Source organism: Thermoanaerobacterium thermosaccharolyticum DSM 571, assembly GCF_000145615.1.
Taxonomy (GTDB): domain Bacteria; phylum Bacillota; class Thermoanaerobacteria; order Thermoanaerobacterales; family Thermoanaerobacteraceae; genus Thermoanaerobacterium; species Thermoanaerobacterium thermosaccharolyticum.
In genome coordinates this window covers 2,142,158-2,161,602 of record NC_014410.1, presented here as the reverse complement: position 1 = coordinate 2,161,602, position 19,445 = coordinate 2,142,158, and the positions used below count along the sequence as shown (strand labels likewise).

19 protein-coding genes and 1 riboswitch are annotated in these 19,445 nt (G+C 35.3%); of the genes, 18 read left to right on the top strand and 1 reads right to left on the bottom strand.

The features are described 5' to 3' along the window. The 13 genes from prfB to TTHE_RS10740 all read left to right on the top strand — a co-directional run bounded on the left by prfB (window position 1) and on the right by TTHE_RS10740 (window position 12,822). Window positions 1-1,099, top strand: a protein-coding gene (gene prfB / locus TTHE_RS10800) for a peptide chain release factor 2 (protein WP_013298607.1) whose coding sequence is annotated in 2 segments (ribosomal slippage) — window positions 1-69 and window positions 71-1,099 — 1,098 coding nt in all. Because the reading frame shifts where the segments join, the coding sequence is not laid out codon by codon here. Between the two features lie 82 nt (window positions 1,100-1,181). Further along, window positions 1,182-3,320 carry a Tex family protein gene (locus tag TTHE_RS10795; protein WP_013298606.1) on the top strand — a complete coding sequence of 713 codons (2,139 nt, stop codon included), beginning with the start codon at window positions 1,182-1,184 and terminating at the stop codon, window positions 3,318-3,320. A gap of 36 nt (window positions 3,321-3,356) precedes the next feature. After that, window positions 3,357-4,100, top strand: coding sequence for a bis(5'-nucleosyl)-tetraphosphatase PrpE (prpE, locus tag TTHE_RS10790; RefSeq protein WP_013298605.1), 744 nt, complete (start codon window positions 3,357-3,359; stop codon window positions 4,098-4,100). Window positions 4,101-4,136: 36 nt separating this feature from the next. After that, complete coding sequence (locus tag TTHE_RS10785; RefSeq protein WP_013298604.1) at window positions 4,137-4,826, top strand: TVP38/TMEM64 family protein; 690 nt, start codon at window positions 4,137-4,139, stop codon at window positions 4,824-4,826. Between the two features lie 85 nt (window positions 4,827-4,911). Next, a complete protein-coding gene (locus tag TTHE_RS10780; protein WP_013298603.1) occupies window positions 4,912-6,069 on the top strand; it encodes an amidohydrolase in 1,158 nt (385 codons plus the stop codon). A gap of 38 nt (window positions 6,070-6,107) precedes the next feature. Further along, window positions 6,108-7,049: an ornithine carbamoyltransferase gene (argF, locus tag TTHE_RS10775; protein WP_013298602.1), complete on the top strand. Its 942-nt coding sequence runs from the start codon at window positions 6,108-6,110 to the stop codon at window positions 7,047-7,049. Window positions 7,050-7,162: 113 nt separating this feature from the next. Continuing rightward, entirely contained in the window at window positions 7,163-8,119 is a 957-nt protein-coding gene (arcC, locus tag TTHE_RS10770; RefSeq protein ID WP_013298601.1) for a carbamate kinase, read from the top strand. A gap of 64 nt (window positions 8,120-8,183) precedes the next feature. Then, a riboswitch (FMN riboswitch) is annotated at window positions 8,184-8,310 on the top strand. 61 nt (window positions 8,311-8,371) lie between these two features. Next, on the top strand, window positions 8,372-8,956 hold the full coding sequence (locus TTHE_RS10765; protein ID WP_013298600.1) for an ECF transporter S component: 585 nt from the start codon (window positions 8,372-8,374) through the stop codon (window positions 8,954-8,956). A gap of 123 nt (window positions 8,957-9,079) precedes the next feature. Continuing rightward, window positions 9,080-9,538 carry a tRNA (adenosine(37)-N6)-threonylcarbamoyltransferase complex ATPase subunit type 1 TsaE gene (tsaE, locus tag TTHE_RS10760; RefSeq protein ID WP_013298599.1) on the top strand — a complete coding sequence of 153 codons (459 nt, stop codon included), beginning with the start codon at window positions 9,080-9,082 and terminating at the stop codon, window positions 9,536-9,538. Next, entirely contained in the window at window positions 9,538-10,221 is a 684-nt protein-coding gene (tsaB, locus tag TTHE_RS10755) for a tRNA (adenosine(37)-N6)-threonylcarbamoyltransferase complex dimerization subunit type 1 TsaB (RefSeq protein ID WP_013298598.1), read from the top strand. Before tsaE ends, tsaB begins: the two co-directional genes overlap by 1 nt. Window positions 10,222-10,245: 24 nt before the next feature. Further along, the gene (gene rimI, locus TTHE_RS10750) at window positions 10,246-10,692 is read left to right on the top strand and encodes a ribosomal protein S18-alanine N-acetyltransferase (RefSeq protein ID WP_013298597.1); all 447 of its coding nucleotides are present in this window, start codon (window positions 10,246-10,248) and stop codon (window positions 10,690-10,692) included. An 11-nt stretch (window positions 10,693-10,703) separates the two neighbouring features. After that, window positions 10,704-11,717 carry a tRNA (adenosine(37)-N6)-threonylcarbamoyltransferase complex transferase subunit TsaD gene (gene tsaD, locus TTHE_RS10745; protein ID WP_013298596.1) on the top strand — a complete coding sequence of 338 codons (1,014 nt, stop codon included), beginning with the start codon at window positions 10,704-10,706 and terminating at the stop codon, window positions 11,715-11,717. Window positions 11,718-11,871: 154 nt separating this feature from the next. Further along, window positions 11,872-12,822: a D-2-hydroxyacid dehydrogenase gene (locus TTHE_RS10740; protein ID WP_013298595.1), complete on the top strand. Its 951-nt coding sequence runs from the start codon at window positions 11,872-11,874 to the stop codon at window positions 12,820-12,822. A gap of 9 nt (window positions 12,823-12,831) precedes the next feature. On the opposite strand, the gene TTHE_RS10735 is transcribed toward TTHE_RS10740, so the two are convergent. After that, window positions 12,832-14,724 carry an ABC transporter ATP-binding protein gene (locus tag TTHE_RS10735; protein ID WP_013298594.1) on the bottom strand — a complete coding sequence of 631 codons (1,893 nt, stop codon included), beginning with the start codon at window positions 14,722-14,724 and terminating at the stop codon, window positions 12,832-12,834. 126 nt (window positions 14,725-14,850) lie between these two features. Here TTHE_RS10735 and TTHE_RS10730 point away from each other — a divergent pair, with 126 nt between their 5' ends. The 5 genes from TTHE_RS10730 to TTHE_RS10710 all read left to right on the top strand — a co-directional run bounded on the left by TTHE_RS10730 (window position 14,851) and on the right by TTHE_RS10710 (window position 19,433). Next, window positions 14,851-15,663, top strand: a complete 813-nt coding sequence (locus TTHE_RS10730) for a flagellar motor protein (protein ID WP_013298593.1) — start codon at window positions 14,851-14,853, stop codon at window positions 15,661-15,663. After that, complete coding sequence (locus TTHE_RS10725) at window positions 15,650-16,372, top strand: OmpA/MotB family protein (RefSeq protein ID WP_013298592.1); 723 nt, start codon at window positions 15,650-15,652, stop codon at window positions 16,370-16,372. Before TTHE_RS10730 ends, TTHE_RS10725 begins: the two co-directional genes overlap by 14 nt. A gap of 80 nt (window positions 16,373-16,452) precedes the next feature. Continuing rightward, window positions 16,453-17,112: a redox-sensing transcriptional repressor Rex gene (locus TTHE_RS10720; protein WP_013298591.1), complete on the top strand. Its 660-nt coding sequence runs from the start codon at window positions 16,453-16,455 to the stop codon at window positions 17,110-17,112. A gap of 44 nt (window positions 17,113-17,156) precedes the next feature. Then, entirely contained in the window at window positions 17,157-18,425 is a 1,269-nt protein-coding gene (locus tag TTHE_RS10715; RefSeq protein WP_013298590.1) for an Nramp family divalent metal transporter, read from the top strand. A gap of 276 nt (window positions 18,426-18,701) precedes the next feature. Then, window positions 18,702-19,433 (top strand): LytR/AlgR family response regulator transcription factor, encoded by a 732-nt coding sequence (locus tag TTHE_RS10710; protein ID WP_013298589.1) that lies wholly within the window; start codon window positions 18,702-18,704, stop codon window positions 19,431-19,433. Window positions 19,434-19,445 lie beyond the last annotated feature (12 nt).

Genomic DNA, 19,445 nt, shown 5'->3' with positions numbered 1-19,445 from the left:
GTGTTAGCAGATTATAAGACAGAAGTTTTAAATTTGATAGACACTATAAAAGAAATGGGGGCTTCTCTTTGACATCGAAGGATTGAAAAGAGAAGTAGCAGAAATAGATAAAAAGATGGCAGAGCCGGACTTTTGGAATGATTTGCAAAAATCACAAGAATTATCTAAAAAATTGAAAGATTTGAAGGAACTCATATCAGAGTATGAGTCGATAGAAAAACTATGTGAAGACCTTAATGCCCTGATAGAATTAGGGATTGAGGAAGGAGATGAATCCCTTTCCCAAGAAGTTCACGAAGAGTACAAGTCGCTTTCCAAGAAGATAAATGACATGAAGATAAAAACGCTTTTAAGCGGACCTTACGATAGAAATAACGCTATCCTTTCAATACATGCCGGTGCAGGTGGAACAGAAGCGCAAGACTGGACTGAAATGTTGCTTCGCATGTATATGAGGTGGGCATCATCAAAAAATTATGAAGTTGAAACGGTGGACTATTTACCTGGTGATGATGCAGGTGTAAAAAGCGTAACTATAATGGTAAAAGGTGCATTTGCTTATGGGTATCTTAAGGGCGAAGCTGGTGTACACAGGCTAGTAAGGATTTCCCCTTTTGATGCAGCAGGAAGACGACATACATCATTTGCATTAGTTGAGGTTTTGCCAGAAATAGACGATGATATAAAAGTTGATATTAGACCTGAAGATCTAAAAATTGACACGTACAGGTCCTCTGGTGCAGGCGGTCAGCACGTAAATAAGACGGAATCAGCCATAAGGATAACTCATATACCGACAGGCATTATCGTTCAATGTCAGTCAGAGAGATCTCAGATGCAAAACAGGGAGACTGCTATGAAGATGCTGAAGGCTAAATTGATGGACCTTATGATAAAAGAGCAAAAGGAAAAAATCGAAGACTTAAAAGGTGAACACAAGGAAGCAGGATGGGGAAATCAGATAAGGTCGTATGTATTTCAGCCGTACACGCTTGTAAAAGACCACAGAACAAATTTTGAGGTAGGGAATGTCAACGCTGTAATGGATGGGGATATTGACGAATTTATCAATGCATACCTAAAGCAGAAAGTGTCTTAAGGGATATCTAACGGATATCCCTTATTTTAAATTCATTTAGCTTGGGATGGCCTTTAAGTTTAATAAATGAAAGGAAGATTTTATGGATAGGATAGCTTTAACATTAAAGCAGGAATTCAATCTGAAGGATTTTCAGGTTTTAAATACGATTAAGCTTATTGATGAAGGCAACACGATACCATTTATTGCTCGATACAGAAAAGAAGCAACAGGAAGCCTATCAGATGAAGTTTTGAGAAGCTTCTATGAAAGGCTTACGTATTTAAGAAATTTAGAAGAAAAGAAAGAAGATACTATACGCTTGATTGATGAGCAGGGAAAACTTACTGACGAAATTAGAGAAAAGATTGAGAATAGTAAAACACTGCAGGAAATAGATGACATTTATAGACCATTTAGACCTAAGAGAAGGACTAGAGCAACTATTGCAAAAGAAAAAGGATTGGAAGGTTTAGCAAAATTAATTGCTGATGGTGACTTAAGAGAAGGAAACCCGGATGATTACGCTGTGAAGTTTTTGAACGATAGTGTTTTAACTCTTGAAGAGGCGTATCAAGGTGCTATGGACATAGTAGCGGAAGACATATCAGACAATGCTGAGATAAGAAAGTACATAAGAGACTATATATGGAATAATGGACTTCTTGTGACGGAAAAATTAAAAGATGAAAAATCCCCATATGAGATGTATTATAGCTACAAGGAATCTATAAAGAAAATACCTCCACACAGAATATTGGCTATAAACAGGGCAGAAAGAGAAGAGTATATTTCTGTTAAAGTAGATGTAGATGATGAAAAAATAATAAATAACATAGTTGCGTCAAATGTTATTAATGACTCAATTTTTAAAGATTATCATGTTAATGCAATAAATGATTCATATAAAAGGCTTATTAAGCCATCTATTGAGAGGGAGATAAGAAATAAACTCACTGAAATAGCTGAGGATAAGGCTATAAAAGTATTTAAGATGAACTTGAAAAGCCTTCTTTTGCAGCCACCTGTTAAAGGTTATGTAGTTATGGGGTTTGACCCTGCCTACAGGACAGGTTGTAAAATCGCAGTCGTAGACGAGACTGGAAAATTGCTTGATACGGCTACCGTATATCCTACGCCTCCACAAAATGACGTAGATGGAGCAAAAGCGGTATTAAAAGGTTTGATAGAAAAGTACAATGTCGGTTTGATTTCACTTGGCAATGGAACAGCCTCCAGAGAAAGTGAGCTTTTTATAGCAGAGCTTATTAAGGAAGTTGACAGGGACTTAAAGTATGTCATAGTAAATGAAGCTGGTGCATCAGTATATTCTGCATCAGAGCTTGGGACAGAAGAATTTCCTGACATCAATGTAAGTTTAAGAGGTGCAATATCTATGGCTCGTAGGCTGCAGGATCCATTAGCAGAGCTTGTTAAAATCGATCCTAAGTCTATTGGAGTCGGCCAATATCAGCACGATGTAAACCAGAAGATGTTGGGAGAAGCTTTAAATGGCGTTGTTGAAGATTGCGTGAACAGCGTAGGTGTCGATTTAAATACGGCATCAGTATCGCTTTTAAAGTATGTGTCAGGCATAAATGCGTCTATAGCTAAAAATATCGTTGAATACCGCAATGAAGTGGGACAGTTTAGAAATAGAAACGAATTAAAGAATGTAAAGAGACTTGGCGATGCAACTTTTACTCAGTGTGCAGGGTTTTTAAGGATATTAAACGGTGACAATATATTTGACTCAACAGGTGTTCATCCAGAAAGGTATGAGATATTAGAGAATCTTCTCAAAAAATTTGATTATGATATTAATAAATTAGATACAAAAGCTTTGAGGGAATTTGCATATAAACTGGAGGAATATGGCCTTGAAAAGCTATCACAAGAATACGACATAGGGCTTCCTACACTTAATGACATCGTAAGCGAATTAAAAAAGCCTGGAAGAGATCCTAGAGAAGAGCTTCCAAAGCCTATTCTTATGTCAGATGTGATGACGATAGAGCAGCTGAAACCGGGCATGGAATTAATGGGTACAGTTAGAAATGTTGTTGACTTTGGATGTTTTGTAGATATTGGCGTTCATACAGATGGCCTTGTTCACATATCAGAGATGTCTCAAAATTACATCAAACATCCTTTAGATGTCGTTTCTGTAGGTGATATAGTAAAGGTAAGAGTCATTGATGTGGACATAGATAGAAATAGAATATCTCTTTCTATGAAATAATATATGGTGTGATCTAAATATCATGGAGGTTTTAATTTGACGGCGTATGATATTATTGGCGATGTTCACGGTTGTTATGAAGAACTGACAAAATTAATCGATATTTTGGGATACACGTGTAAAGACGGAATATATGTACATAAAGATGATAGAAAACTTGTATTTCTGGGGGATATTACAGATAGAGGGCCTGACTCTATAGGTGTTATAGAATTGGTGTATAAAAATGTTAAAGCAGGAAAAGCTCTTTACACGCCAGGTAATCACTGCAATAAGCTTTACAGGTATTTGTTAGGGCACAATGTTAAAATCATACATGGACTTGAGACTACTGTGGAAGAGCTAAATGCTTTAAGCGATTCACATAGAAAAAGAATTGTTTCACAGTTTAAAGAGTTGTACGAGGATTCACCTATGTACCTTATTTTGGACAATAAAAAGTTAATTGTAGCACATGCGGGAATACCTGAAAAGTACATAGGACACTATGGAAAAAATGTTAGGCGGTTTGTTCTGTACGGCGACATAACAGGTGAAAAAAATCCTGACGGCACACCTGTGAGGCTTGATTGGGCGAAAAACTATAGAGGCCCATCTCTGATTGTCTACGGCCATACGCCTGTAAAGGAGCCAAGATTTTTAAATAACACCGTCAATATCGATACAGGATGCGTATTTGGAGGCTCTCTTACAGCTTTAAGCTATCCTGAGATGAAGGTATCTAGCGTAAAGTCTTCTATGCCTTATGATGAAAGTAGATTCAGAGATCTAGATGACTGAATATTGTAATATGTGGATTTTAGGAGGATAAATTAGGTGAAGAGAAATAAAAAGAAGCTTGTGATAAATGGCCTATTTATTGTAGCATTTGTATTTTTGTTTTTTTGGGTACTGTTTCGATATGGAGATGAGTTGACTTATCTATTAAAAGATCCTGCTAAGTTTGAAAAATGGATTTTGGGCTTTGGCACAAAAGGTATTCTGATTTTTATCGCAGTACAGATATTACAAGTTTTAATATTTGTAATACCTGGTGAAGTTGTTCAAATAGCTGGAGGGTACCTTTACGGGACTTTTTTGGGCTCGCTGTATTCTCTGATTGGAATTACTATCGGTTCTCTTTTGTGTTTTACAATAGCAAGGGTATTGGGATATGAATTTGTACGTGGAATGCTGTCAGACGAGAAGCTAAAAAAATTTGATTATTTAATAAACAACAAGAAAGGGGAGCTTGGACTCTTTTTGGTATTTTTACTGCCAGGCCTCCCTAAGGATGCCTTGTCATACGTCGCAGGATTGACGCCGGTGAAATTTTTAAATTTTTTTCTTATAACGGCAGCAGCGCGACTTCCTGGCATAGTAATTTCCTCGTACATAGGTGCAAATATTGAGCATAAAAATTACATAGTTTCAGCGGTAATATCAGTCATTGCAGTGATTTTATTCGTCATCGGCATTATTAATAAGGATAAGATAATGAAAAAGATGAATCACTTTGATGAATGATGTTTACTATTTTTATCAGTGTAGTATAATATCTTTTAGGTTCTTTTTTTTATTATGATAAGTTTTAAGACAGGGGGGTTTTACGGTGTATCTTTTAAAGGGCGGCAAAGTCTTGACGATGGCAGGAAAAAATTACGATAAAGCAGATGTTCTTATAGACGATGGAAAGATTTTGGACGTGGGAGAAGAAATAATAGCACCGCTTGATGCTGAGGTGATAGATGTTTCAGGTCTTACAGTGATGCCAGGCATGATAGATGCACATTGCCATCTCGGAATGTGGGAAAATGCTGTTGGCTTTGAAGGTGCAGATGGAAATGAGGAGACGGATCCCATAACTCCTCAATTGCGAGCAATAGATGGGATAAATCCTATGGACAAATATTTTCAAGAAGCGTATGAGGCAGGTGTAACGACGGCTGTAACAGGTCCTGGCAGTGCCAATGTAATTGGAGGTCAATTTGCAGCCATAAAGACATATGGCAAAAGAATTGATGACATGATCATAAAAGAACCGATTGCGGTTAAAGTGGCTTTTGGTGAGAATCCAAAATCTGTGTACAATGAGCAGCATAAAATGCCTATGACAAGAATGGGCATAGCCGCACTGCTGAGGCAAGAGCTCATAAAAGCGCAAGAGTACATAGAGGATATGGAGAAGTACGCTGACGATGATGAGAAAAGGCCCTCAAGGGACCTTGGACTTGAAGTCTTGGCTAAAGTATTAAAGAGGGAAATACCATTAAAAGCCCATGCCCATAGAGCAGATGACATATTCACTGCTTTAAGGATAGCAAAAGAATTTAATGTGGATATAACGCTGGACCATTGCACTGAGGGGCACCTTATAGTGGATTATCTTGTGAAGGAGAATGCAAAAGTCATTGTAGGTCCTTCACTTTCTGAAAGGTCAAAAGTTGAGCTTTCAAACCTTACTTTTAAAACTCCGGGAATTTTATCAAAAGCCGGGTTAGATGTGGCTATTATGACAGATCATCCAGTTATTCCTTTAAATTACCTTCCCATCTGCGCAGGTCTTGCAGTGAGAGAAGGAATGGATGAGATGGAAGCTCTGAAAGCAATTACTATAAATCCAGCAAAAATAGTAGGCATATCTGACAGGGTAGGAAGTATTGAGAAGGGAAAAGATGCAGATATAGCTGTATTTGACGGTAGCCCAATTGAGATAAAAACAAAGACAAAGTATGTATTTGTAAATGGACAATTAGTCTATGAAGCATAATAATTTATATATTTTATCGGTTGATAGGAGGAAATTAAATGGCATTTAATTTAAAAGGCAGAAGTTTATTAACTTTAAAAGATTATACGCCACAAGAGATAAGATATCTTCTTGATATAGCAAAACAGGTAAAGGCTGAGAGGAAAGCAGGGATAGTTCATCAAAGATTTTTAGGAAAGACTATTGCATTGATATTTGAAAAGCGCTCCACCAGAACTAGATGTGCATTTGAGACGGCTTTTGGCGAGGAAGGTGGGCACCCGGTTTTTTTGTCGACAGATGATATACAGCTCGGAGCAAAAGAATCGATAGAGGATACTGCAAGAGTTCTTGGCAGGATGTTTGATGCAATAGAATTTAGAGGATTCAATCAAAGCACTGTAGAAGCACTTGCAAAATATTCCGGTGTGCCTGTTTACAATGGGCTTACTGACGAATATCATCCTACGCAAGTTTTGGCAGATTTGATGACGATAGAAGAAGAATTTGGTTATTTAAAAGGCACAAAACTGGCATTTGTAGGCGATGGGAGAAATAACATGGCAAATACGCTAGCGGTTGGATGTGCTAAAATGGGTATGGATTACGTGATAAATTCACCAAAAGAGCTTTGGCCATCAGAAGAATACATAAAAGAAATCAAAGATATGGCAAAAGAAAATGGCGGGAGCTTTATGATAACAGATGTACCTGGCGAAGGATTAGAAGGTGCACATGCAGTTTACACAGATGTATGGGCGTCTATGGGAGAAGAGTCTAAGCAAAAAGAAAGGGAAATGCTTTTAAGACCATTTCAGGTAAATGATGAGATGATGAAAAAGACAAAAAGATCTGATACGATATTTTTACACTGCTTGCCTGCAGTAAAAGGGCAAGAAGTAACTTATGAAGTAATAGAAGGAAAGCAATCGAGAGTTTGGGATGAGGCAGAAAATAGGAAACACACCATAAAAGCTGTCATGATTGCAACAATTTTATAGTAATCAAGCCAAGGTAAATTTACATGCCTTGGCTTAATTTTCACCTACTATTCAAATTCTGAATAAAATGATATAATGTAAAATGTTATTATTTGCTTAAGTAGGAGGATACGATGAAGGGAAAAGTAGTTATAGCGCTTGGGGGAAATGCACTGCAAGATAAAGATATGGTGCCCACCGCAGAATCTCAATTAAATGCGATAAGAAAGACAGCTTCATATATTGCAGATATTATAGAAGAAGGATATTCTGTGATTGTGACACATGGCAATGGCCCACAGGTTGGCAATATAGTCATACAAAATGAGACGGCCTCTAACATAATACCTGCGATGCCTTTTGACATATGCGGTGCGGAAAGCCAAGGTATGATAGGCTATATGATACAGCAGTGTTTAGGCGAAGTTTTTAAGGAGAGAAACATAGATAAAGATGCTGCGACAATAGTGACACAAGTAGTTGTTGATAAAGATGATCCTGCATTTTTGCATCCAACAAAACCAATTGGGCCTTTTTATTCAAAGGAAGAAGCAGAGATGCTTATAAAAAATAAAGGATATGAAATGGTGGAGGACAGCGGCAGAGGATACAGGCGAGTTGTAGCATCTCCTGAGCCAAAGGAAATAGTTGAATTAAGTACAATTAAGTTGCTTGAAAATAATGGTGTTGTAGTCATAACAGCAGGTGGAGGAGGAATACCTGTTGTAAAAGAAAATGGAAGTTTGAAAGGTGTCGCTGCCGTCATAGATAAGGACCTTGCGTCTGAGAAGCTTGCAGAGGATTTAGATGCAGATATCCTTTTGATTTTGACAGCTGTGGAAAAAGTGTACATCAATTATAAAAAACCAGATGAAAAAGCACTGGATGTAATTTCAAGTGATGAAGCACAAAGGTATTTGGAAGAAGGCCATTTTGCACCAGGCAGCATGTTGCCAAAGGTTAAGGCTGCAATAAGGTTTGCAAATTCAAAGCATGGAAGGCGTGCAATAATAACATCTCTTGAAAAAGCATATGATGCTTTATGTGGAAAGACAGGTACTGTTATCGTAGAGAAAACAGCTAAAGACTAAAAAGTTTCTTGACAAATTGATATATTTGTGACATTATATTATGTAGAAGTTAATAAGTTGTGAAGAATATCTTCAGGGCAGGGTGAAATTCCCGACCGGCGGTAAGCGTAAGCGAGCCCGCGACCCGCATATGCGGTGGACTTGGTGAGATTCCAAGGCCGACAGTAAAGTCTGGATGGAAGAAGATTTATTTTTGTTGTTGTGGTCCTGAAGATAATTTCTTCAGGATTTTTGATTATGGAGGTGTAATTTATGGAGCATAGCAGGACGAAAGTGATTGTAACTGTGGGACTGCTTTCTGCGATAGCATTTGTGCTTATGTACCTGGAGTTTCAGCTGCCGTTATTTCCTAGCTTTTTAAAATTTGATTTTAGCGATATACCGCCATTACTAGCATCATTTGCGTTAGGCCCTGTTTACGGGATTTTTGTTGAGATTGTGAAAAATGTGATACACTTGCCTGTAAGCCAGTCTGCCGGTATTGGAGAAGTAGCAAATTTTGTGGTTGAATCGATTTACGTCTACACGGTAGGTATAATATACATGAGGAGCAAATCAAAGAAATCAGCAGTGATTGCAATGGTTATTGGCACTATTGCAATGGCTATCGCAGGATCGGTCTTAAACTACTACGTATTTTTGCCGTTATACCAGAAGATAATGGGGTGGCCATTAAGCGCCATAGTAGGAATGGGAAAGGCAGTAAATAGCCATATCATCGATTTAAAAACATTGATTGCGTATGGAATTTTCCCATTCAACATATTAAAGGGATTTGTAATATCTATTTTAACATTTCTAATTTACAAGAAATTGTCACCTATGCTTAAAATGTAATGTATTTAAAATAGCGGAAACCAATCCGTTATTTTTTTTACCTCAAATACTAACTTACTATGCGTTTGTTTTATGGTATACTTGGTATATAATAATTGTATAAATTTCACGGTGGTGTTACTAATGAAAATGTCATTTAAAACAAAAAGTCCTATTGAGACTGAAAAGATAGGTTTTAAATTAGGAAATTTACTAAAAAGAGGCAGCATCGTATTAATCTCTGGAGAATTAGGTGTGGGAAAGACCGTCTTAACGAAAGGGATAGCTAAAGGAATGGGAATTGACGATTATGTGACAAGTCCTACATTTATGATCGTCAATGAGCATTTGGGAGATATTCCACTGTATCATTTTGATGTCTACAGGATAGATGATTATACGGAATTATACGATATAGGTTATGAGGAATATTTTTATGGAGATGGCGTATGTGTTATTGAATGGCCTGAAAAAATAAAGCCCCTTATCCCAAAAGAAAATATATTTATACGCATGAATATGGGTGATACTTTCGATGAGAGAACAATAGAGATTGTCTCTAATGGCGAAAAATATGATGAAGTAGTTAAGGAGATGAAGTGATGAAGGTACTTGCAATAGATTCATCGTCAAAGACAGCGACGGCTGCACTCGTAGATGAGACTGGTGTAATAGGTGAATTTTCAATAAATCATTTAAGGCATTCTATAATATTGATGCCTATGATTGATGAGCTTTTAAAAATGGCTGAGATAAAAAAAGAAGAAATAACTCACATTGCTGTATGTGAAGGTCCCGGATCTTTTACAGGGCTTAGAATAGGTGCTGCCACTGCTAAAGGTTTAGCACAATCGCTGAATGTTCCGATTGTAGGAGTTTCATCTCTTGATGGCCTTGCATTTAATGTAAGGGAATTTAGAGGAATTATATGTCCCGTAGTCGATGCACTGAGAGGTTATGTCTATACATCTTTATATAGAGGCGGTGCTGAGTTAACATCTTTATCAGATGTAACATTAAAGGAAGTGCAGTCACTGCCAGACATTGTAAATAAATACAACGATGATGTTATATACATAGGAGATGGCGTAATTCCATACAAAGATGTCTTAAACAGGGAATCTTCGAAAGAGGTGTTTTTTGCATCATCTGTCAACAATATCTCGAGGGCATCATCAATTGGGATGATAGCATTAGAAAAAATAGCAAGGGGCGAATTAAGCACATATATTGATTTTAAGCCATATTATATAAGAAAGCCGGCGGCTTTGGAAAATATAAATTAATATTGTTGGGGGTTAATATAATATATGGTTATTAAAATTCGCCCTATGACAAAAAGCGATATAGATGATGTAATTGAAATTGAAAGCTTAAGTTTTTCTGTTCCATGGTCTAAAGAATCTTTTACAATGGAAGTTACAAAGAATAAATGTGCTCACTATATAGTTGCAGAAGCAGATGAGAAAATAGCTGGATACGGTGGATTCTGGGTTGTAATAGATGAAGGTCATATAACAAATATTGCCGTTCATCCTGATTTCAGAGGAAAAGGGGTAGGATCTGCAATTGTTGAGGGACTTATTGATTTGGCAAAGAAAAAAGGTATAACATCTATGACGTTGGAAGTGAGGGCATCAAATCTAATTGCTCAATCTCTTTATAAAAAATACGGCTTTAAACCTGTAGGCAGAAGAAGGGGTTACTATCAGGACAACAATGAAGATGCAATAATAATGTGGAAGTACGATATGTAAGGAGAGATTATATGAAAAAAGATATAATTGTTTTAGGAATTGAAACATCTTGTGATGAAACATCTGCAAGCGTAGTTAAGAATGGGAAAACGGTCATGTCTAATGTAATATATTCGCAAATAGATATACATAAGAAATTTGGCGGTGTTGTTCCGGAGATTGCATCTAGAAATCACATAGAAGCAATTGGCAAAGTGGTTAAGGAGGCACTAGATGAGGCATCTATAAACCTTGATAAAGTAGATGTTGTTGCAGCAACATATGGGCCAGGACTTGTGGGGGCATTGCTTGTTGGACTTTCGTACGGAAAGGCACTAGCATATGGAAAAGGAATTCCTTTTGTGGGTGTAAATCATATTGAAGGTCATATTTCAGCTAATTACCTTGATGGCGATTTTGAACCGCCATTTATTTGTTTGATAGCATCAGGAGGGCACAGCCACATTGTCTTCGTAAAAGATTATGGCAAATATGAAGTTTTAGGAAGGACAGTGGATGATGCTGCAGGTGAGGCATTTGACAAAGTGGCAAGAGCATTGGGACTAGGGTACCCGGGAGGGCCTAAGATCGATGAGATATCTAAAAAAGGAGATCCATATAAATATAATTTTCCTAAATCTTTTATGGAAAAAGACAATTTTGATTTCAGCTTCAGTGGCTTAAAGACGGCAGTCATAAATCAACTGCACAAAGAGAAACAGAAAGGCAGTCAGATAGACATTGCAGATTATGCAGCTAGTTTTCAGATGAATGTTGTAGATGTATTGACTTCTAAGCTTATAGAAGCTGCCAAATATAAAAATATAAATAAGATATCGATAGCAGGGGGGGTTGCTTCCAACAGCCTTTTAAGAGAGAAGCTTTCAAGATTAGCCAGTGAAGAGGGATTTATGCTTCACTACCCAAAGCAAATATACTGTACAGATAATGGTGCCATGATAGCCAGCGCGGGATATTTTGACTATATTAGTGGAAAAGTTTCAGGATTAGACTTAAATGCCATTCCATATTTAAAACTTTTTTGATTGTTGGCGAAAAATCTGTGCATATTGTGGAAAATTGTCTTTAAATATCAGACAGTGGTGCTTTAAGACTGTGGATAACTTTGTGGATACTGTGACTAACTTAAATACATTGGATATTATGTAATGAAATGGAAATTAAAAAGGAGCGTTGATGATGAAAAACATACTCTTTTTATCAAAAGTAAATAGCAAGTATATAGAAGAAATGCAAAAAATTGCGCCACAGTTTAATGTGATTTGCTTGGATGATAAAAAAGATGCTTACAAGTATATAAAAGACACAGAAGTATTAGTTTGTTTTGATGGTGATGCAGACGCTGAATTTATACATAACGCCGAAAATCTTAAGTGGATTCACCTGTTAAGCGCCGGTGCTGATGCAATGCCGTTTGATGTATTAAAAGAACGAAAAATCATATTGACTAATTCAAAAGGAGTTCATAAGTATCAGATATCAGAGCAAGTTTTAGGATACATGCTTTTATTTGAAAGGGCATTAAATTACTTTATTAGAAAGCAAATGAATAGGGAATGGGACAAGTCTGTAAGAGTTTCAGAATTATATGGCAAGTCTGTTTGTATATTGGGTGTCGGAAGCATAGGCGAAGAAATAGCCAGAATAGCCAGAGAATTTGGCATGAAGACAATAGGTGTCAGAAAGTCAGGTAATATAAGCCAGTTTATAGACGAGATGTATACAAATGACAATATGATTTATGCGGTTTCAAAAGCTGATTACGTAATTTGTGCCCTTCCGTTGACTGATGAAACATATCATCTGCTGGGCAAAGATTTCTTTAAAAATATGAAAAATGATGCTGTTTTTATAAATATTGGCAGAGGAAAAGTTGTAGATGAATCTTCTTTGATAGATGCATTAAAAAATAAGACTATAAGGGGAGCTGCACTGGATGTTTTTGAGGAAGAGCCTCTTTCAAAAGAAAGTCCTCTTTGGGATATGGAGAATGTCATTATAACGCCACATACTGCTGGCATATCGCCTCATTACATGGAAAGAGGGATTGAGATAATAAAGCATAACATAAAAGCTTATTTAGGTGACGGAGACTTTATAAATCGAGTTGATTTAGAAAAGCAATATTAAAGCGGGTACCTACCCGCTTAATTTTTCCCATTCTTCATATAGATTTTCTAATTTTTCCTTTAACATGTTGTATTTTGACTGTATATCAATTATTTCTCCACTTTTATATATATCAGGATCGCACATTTTTTCTTCCAATTCTTTTATCATACCTTCAGTCTCGATTATTTCATTTTCAATGCTTGATAAGTATTCTTTTTGCTTTTTGGCCTCTTTTTGTTTTAACCTTTCCCGGATTTTTTCATTTTTAATTTGCGTCTTTGTCTTTTTTTCCTGCTCTTCTTCAGATTTATTATTCTCGTTTTTCTTTTCCACATAGTATGAGTAATTTCCGTAATATTCTTTAATAGAATCACTTGACAGTTCCAATACTTTTGTTGCTATTTTGTCTATAAAGTATCTGTCGTGGGATACAAACAAAAGCGTACCGCCAAAATCCAACAAGGCTTTTTCAAGTACCTCTTTAGATTTTAAATCAAGGTGATTTGTAGGCTCATCCAGCAGGAGAAAATTTGCTTTTGACAGTATAAGTTTTAACAATGATACGCGGGCCTTTTCGCCTCCGCTTAACTTACCTATTATTTTAAATACATCATCACCGCTGAAGAGAAATGAACCTAATAAAGTCCTTATTTCAGTCTGGGAAAGATAGGGGTTTTCGTCCCATATTTCATCGATGACCATTTTATCATCATTCAAGTTCGTAAACTCCTGCTGATAGTAGCCAATGATGACATTTGTGCCAAGATTTACGCTGCCTTCGTAATTCTTTAATTCACCGACAATGATTTTAAGGAGGGATGTTTTTCCTACTCCATTAGGACCAAGAATAGCAATTCTATCGCCTTTGTAAACTTCAAAGCTTATATCGTGAAATATAGGCCTATCAAAGCTTAGTGATAGATCAGCGACTTTTAATATATCATTTCCGCTTTTTTCATCAAAATCAAACGAAAGCTTAATTGTACCACTATTTATTACTGGCTTATCAATTTTCTCCATTTTATCCAGCAATTTTTGCTTGCTTTCAGCCATTTTTACAGATTTCTCACGGCGCCGGTTTTTTTGTATCATTATCATTTCTTGAATTCTTTTTATTTCCTTTTGCTGTTCTTCATAGGCTTTTATCTTAATATTTAGCTCTTCATTTTTTTTCTTTACGTATTCAGAATAGTTGCCTTCATACGATCTTAATGTCTTATTTTCAATCTCAAATATCTTGTTTGCAATCCTATCTAGGAAAAATCTGTCATGAGATATGACTAAAACAGTACCTCTATAAAACTTTAAGTATTGCTCTAACCATTCTATTGAAGGTATGTCAAGATGGTTTGTAGGCTCGTCAAGAAGAAGTACATCTGGATTTTTAAGTAGCGCCTTTGCCAGCATAAGCCTTGTCTTCTGTCCACCGCTTAATACTGAAACAGGTGTATCAAATTGCTGAGGTTGAAAACCTAGCCCGATTAATACGCCTCTAACTCTGCTGTCAATGGAATATCCTTCTCGTTTGTTGTACTCATCTGTAAGTTTTGAATAATCATTAAGCAATTTATTTAGTTTAGATTCATCTTTTGTGCAGGCTATCTCTTTTTCTAAATCCTTGATGTTCTTTTCAAGATTTATAGTGTCTAAAAAGACCGTTTTAACTTCATCGTATATGGATTTAGAACTGCTTATATATGCATTTTGCTCAAGGTAACCTATATTGATCAAAGGCATCGATATATTTCCACTGTCTGGTTGCAAATCTTTTACTATCAGCTTAAAAAGCGTCGATTTTCCCGCCCCGTTATCTCCAACAACTCCGATCTTATCGCCTTCATTTACGATAAAAGATATATTTTCTAAAATTGTATTTATTCCGTATGACAAACTTACGTTGTTTGCTGTTATTATAGCCATTTGTAATTCCTCCTGTTATAATATAATATATCAAAGATTATATCTAATTTAAAGTGTAAATGGAATTTAATTTTTCTTTCAAGATTGCCGATATTATATATGTCAAAATTAACGAGGTGAATGTGTATGGATTTTTCAACATTACTAGGAATAATTGTAGGGTTCGGTTCACTTATTTTTGCGTTTGTATTGGAAGGTGGAAGTGTATCATCTCTTATTGGTTTATCGGCAGCAATTATAGTTTTGGGTGGAACTATAGGAGCCACTATGACTTCATTTTCAATGAAAGATATATTGAAATTGCCAAAACTTATTGGCAAGGCTTTTAAAGAAGAAGGCAATAAGTATTTAGATATAATTAAGTATTTTGTTTATCTTTCTCAAAAGGCCAGAAGCGAAGGACTATTGAGCTTGGAGCAGGAGTTGCAGTCTGATGAGATAAAAAATTACGATCCCATTTTAAAAGATTGCATAGAGCTAGTTATAGATGGCGCTGACATCGAGTTAATAAAGACTACTATGGAAAACAGAATATACATAGAAGATAAAGCATTGAAGAAAGAAGCGAGCATGTTTGAAGCAGCCGGTGGGTATTCTCCTACTATGGGTATCATAGGTACAGTTATGGGACTTGTCCATGTTTTAGGTAATTTGAGCCAGCCTGACAAACTTGGACCATCAATAGCTGTTGCTTTTATAGCTACATTATATGGCGTTAGTATGGCAAACCTTGTTTGGCTGCCTATAGGAGAAAAACTTAAAAATAAAGCTCAAATCAAAAAAACAGAAAAGGAAATAATTTTGGAAGGCAGTCTTTCATTGCAGGCAGGTGAAAATCCAAAGATCGTTGAAAAGAAACTGATGACCTTTGTGGTAGAAAAAGATACAGTTTCCGAAGAATCAGGCTTGAAAGGTGAAGTTGCCAATGAGAAGATTTGATGATAATGACGAAAAAAAAGTCAACAATGAAAGATGGCTGCTTACATATTCTGATATGATAACATTGCTTATGATATTTTTTATCGTTTTATACACCATAAGTACAGTTAACTCACAAAAGTTCCAACAAATTGCTGCATCTTTAGGAAAAACTTTTGATGGTACTAATTATGTAGTAGGTCAGTACAGTGGAAATAGCATTCTCGATAGTATAAAAACAACAAATAATACAAGTACTGATAACACAATTGAGTCTCAATTAGACAAGCTTATTAAGCAGAACAACCTGCAGAATATGGTTACATACAAAGTTGACGAAAGAGGCTTTGTGATAAGTTTAAACGATACTTTACTCTTTGATACTGGTTCTGCAGACGTAAAACCAGATCAAAAAGCAACATTGATAAAAATTGGGAATATATTAAAGGCAATGCCTAATTACATTCGCGTTGAAGGATATACAGACAACGTGCCTATAAATAATAGTCAGTTTCATTCAAATTGGGAATTGTCCGTTATAAGAGCTACTAACGTTGTGGAGATACTTGTAAATGATGTTAAGATTGATCCGGCTAAAATATCTGCTGTTGGATATGGTGAATATAGGCCAATAGTGCCAAATGACAGTGATAAAAACAGGCAACTTAATAGAAGAGTAGATATCGTAATCATGAACAGCGATTATAATAAATGGGAGCCAAACCAGTGAAAAAATAGATATTTCCAGGTTGACATATTATTTACAATGTAATATAATTTCATTATTAGGATTTTATCTGGGGTGATTTTATGACTAAAAAGACAATAGTGCCAATGCCGGTAATAAGAAGGCTGCCGCGATATCATAGATATTTAGAAGAGCTTTTAAAAAATGATGTAAAAAGGATTTCTTCCAGAGAATTAAGTGAAAAGATGGGTGTTACAGCATCACAAATAAGGCAGGATCTCAATAATTACGGCGGATTTGGGCAGCAGGGATACGGATATAATGTAGAAGAATTGTACAATACTTTAACTAAGATTCTTGGACTTGACAAAACCTACAGTACAATTATTATCGGTGCTGGTAATCTAGGACAGGCTATTGCAAATTATACAAATTTTGAGAGAACTGGGTTTAATTTAAAGGGAATATTCGATATTAATCCAAAATTGTTTGGACTTAAGATCAGAGATATAGAGATAATGGATGTTGATAATTTGGAAGATTTTTTGGCTAGCAATAAGATAGACATTGCTATATTGTGCATTCCAAAGGATAACTCACAAATTATGGCAGATAGATTAATTAAATCAGGAATTAAGGCTATATGGAATTTTTCACCGATAGATTTAAAAGTTCCTGATGATGTGATACTTGAAAATGTTCATTTAAGCGACAGTTTGTTGACGTTGTCTTATCGAATAAATGAGGAGAATTTACTTAAGACAAAAGTTGAAGAAAAATAAATGGATTTTACCATTTATTTTTTTGTATAGTTATGGAGGCTTAAATGAAAAAACTTGTAAAGATTATAGAAGATTTTGTTAAAGAAGATAGAAATGTTGTGCCTTTTGTGAATTTTTTGCGATACGTTGGCCCGGGGATATTGGTGACAGTAGGATTTATAGATCCTGGCAATTGGGCAACAAATGTTTCTGCAGGGTCAATGTATGGCTATAAGTTATTGTGGGTTATAACATTATCTACGGTAATGCTTATAATTTTACAGCACAATGCGGCACATCTTGGAATCGTTACAGGATATTGTCTGTCTGAAGCTACATCGATTTTTATAAATAATAAACTTTCAAAAATTATTTTAACCTCTGCTGTTATTGCATCAATATCTACATCAACGGCAGAGCTTTTGGGCACTGCTATAGCACTAAATATGTTGTTTAAAATTCCTATTAAGATTGGAGCAGCTTTATCAGCATTAGTTATATTTTTTGTTTTATATTCGAATTCATATAAGCGGTTAGAAAAAATTATAATAGGGTTTGTATCGCTTATAGGTCTTTCATTTCTATTTGAGGTATATCTTGTCAATGTAAATTGGAGAACCGCAGCACTAAGCTGGGTAATTCCAGTCATACCGCATAACTCTATAGTGATTATTATGAGCGTTTTAGGAGCCGTTGTCATGCCTCATAACTTATTTTTGCATTCTGAGATTATTCAAAGCAGACAGTGGAATCTACAAGATGAATCAGTTGTAAAAAAGCAGCTTAAGTATGAATTTCTTGATACGCTATTTTCTATGCTGATAGGCTGGGCTATAAACAGTGCCATGGTTCTACTATCTGCTGCAACATTTTATGAGAAAGGTATTGTCGTTGATAGGCTTGAGCAAGCTGGAGAATTACTGAAACCAATCGTTGGCAGTGGAGCATCAATTGTATTTGCCATTGCACTTTTGTTTTCTGGTTTTTCATCAACTGTAACATCTGGCATGGCTGGCGGTTCTATTTTTGCAGGTATATTTAAAGAACCATACAACATAAAAGATAAACATACCAGAGCTGGAATATTTATTTCACTGATAACAGCGCTAGTTGTTATATTTTTAGTGAAAGATTCATTTCGAGTTTTAATATTATCTCAAATGATACTTAGCATACAGTTGCCGATTACCGTATTTACACAGGTTTATTTGACATCTTCAAAGAGGGTAATGAAAGGATACGCAAACGAGAAGTTTAGCAAGGCAATTTTGATATTTTTGGCAATAATCATAACTGTACTTAATGTGAAATTGCTGATAGATACAATATTGTAACGCATTTAGATGCATTTTCGTTCCGTATTTATGCATTTTTGTTCCAAAAGCATTAAATTTTCTTAAAATCATTATATAATTAGATATAGAAAAATATATTTTATATGCAATAAAAAGACAGATGTAAAATAGATAAAAATTAATATATACTACACGAGAAAATGGGAATGAGTATGACTTGTTCTCATTTTTTCATAAATTGGTATTTTTGAAGGATTTTTTTTAAGAATATCGAATATTTATATTATTCGAGAATTTATAAAAGGATGTGATTTTATGATTAGAGCGATAATAGCAGAAGATGAGGATTCGCTTAGAAGAGAGATAAGCAGAAAAGTTATGGGGATAAGCGATGTGAAAGTTGAATACATCACAAACGAAGGAAAAGATTTGTTAAATGCTATATTAAAGGTAAAGCCTGAATTAGCTATTTTAGATATAAAACTACCAGAAATGACGGGTTTAGAAGTTGTCAAAAATATACGGGACTTGCTTCCAAATACAGAGATAATATTTATAACGTCATATGAGGAATATATAAAGGATGCAGTAAAACTATATGCTGCTGATTATATAATAAAGCCTATAAACTATGAAAGATTGTTTAATACAATAGAAAGAATAAAAAGGAAATTTAATGATTCTTCCAATATCATAGAAGTACGATGTGGTGATGATATAAAACTTATCAATGCGAATGATATATACTTTATTGAAGCTAATCGGAAAAAGACTTTTTTCTACACTACATATGAAGATTTCCTGTCAAATACTTCCCTAAGTGATGTTTATAAACTCCTGAATAAAAAAATTTTTTTCAAGACAAGCAGATCTTATATTGTAAATTTGTATAAGGTGTATTCTATAAAATCTGTAAATAGAACGTCTTTAGAAATAAGTTTTAGAAATAAAAATAAAAAGGCATACCTATCAAAGAATCTGTACTATGAATTTAGGAATCGTCTTAAAGATATATTAAACCAGCCGGTTGAAATGAAAGCAAATTAGCCAACTTTATGG

Coding starts and splice junctions, on each gene's coding strand:
- TTHE_RS10795 (WP_013298606.1), top strand. CDS start 1,182: ATGGATAGGATAGCTTTAACATTAAAGCAGGAATTCAATCTGAAGGAT.
- argF (WP_013298602.1), top strand. CDS start 6,108: ATGGCATTTAATTTAAAAGGCAGAAGTTTATTAACTTTAAAAGATTAT.
- arcC (WP_013298601.1), top strand. CDS start 7,163: ATGAAGGGAAAAGTAGTTATAGCGCTTGGGGGAAATGCACTGCAAGAT.
- TTHE_RS10765 (WP_013298600.1), top strand. CDS start 8,372: ATGGAGCATAGCAGGACGAAAGTGATTGTAACTGTGGGACTGCTTTCT.
- tsaE (WP_013298599.1), top strand. CDS start 9,080: ATGAAAATGTCATTTAAAACAAAAAGTCCTATTGAGACTGAAAAGATA.
- tsaB (WP_013298598.1), top strand. CDS start 9,538: ATGAAGGTACTTGCAATAGATTCATCGTCAAAGACAGCGACGGCTGCA.
- rimI (WP_013298597.1), top strand. CDS start 10,246: ATGGTTATTAAAATTCGCCCTATGACAAAAAGCGATATAGATGATGTA.
- tsaD (WP_013298596.1), top strand. CDS start 10,704: ATGAAAAAAGATATAATTGTTTTAGGAATTGAAACATCTTGTGATGAA.
- TTHE_RS10740 (WP_013298595.1), top strand. CDS start 11,872: ATGAAAAACATACTCTTTTTATCAAAAGTAAATAGCAAGTATATAGAA.
- TTHE_RS10735 (WP_013298594.1), bottom strand. CDS start 14,724: ATGGCTATAATAACAGCAAACAACGTAAGTTTGTCATACGGAATAAAT.
- TTHE_RS10730 (WP_013298593.1), top strand. CDS start 14,851: ATGGATTTTTCAACATTACTAGGAATAATTGTAGGGTTCGGTTCACTT.
- TTHE_RS10725 (WP_013298592.1), top strand. CDS start 15,650: ATGAGAAGATTTGATGATAATGACGAAAAAAAAGTCAACAATGAAAGA.
- TTHE_RS10720 (WP_013298591.1), top strand. CDS start 16,453: ATGACTAAAAAGACAATAGTGCCAATGCCGGTAATAAGAAGGCTGCCG.
- TTHE_RS10715 (WP_013298590.1), top strand. CDS start 17,157: ATGAAAAAACTTGTAAAGATTATAGAAGATTTTGTTAAAGAAGATAGA.
- TTHE_RS10710 (WP_013298589.1), top strand. CDS start 18,702: ATGATTAGAGCGATAATAGCAGAAGATGAGGATTCGCTTAGAAGAGAG.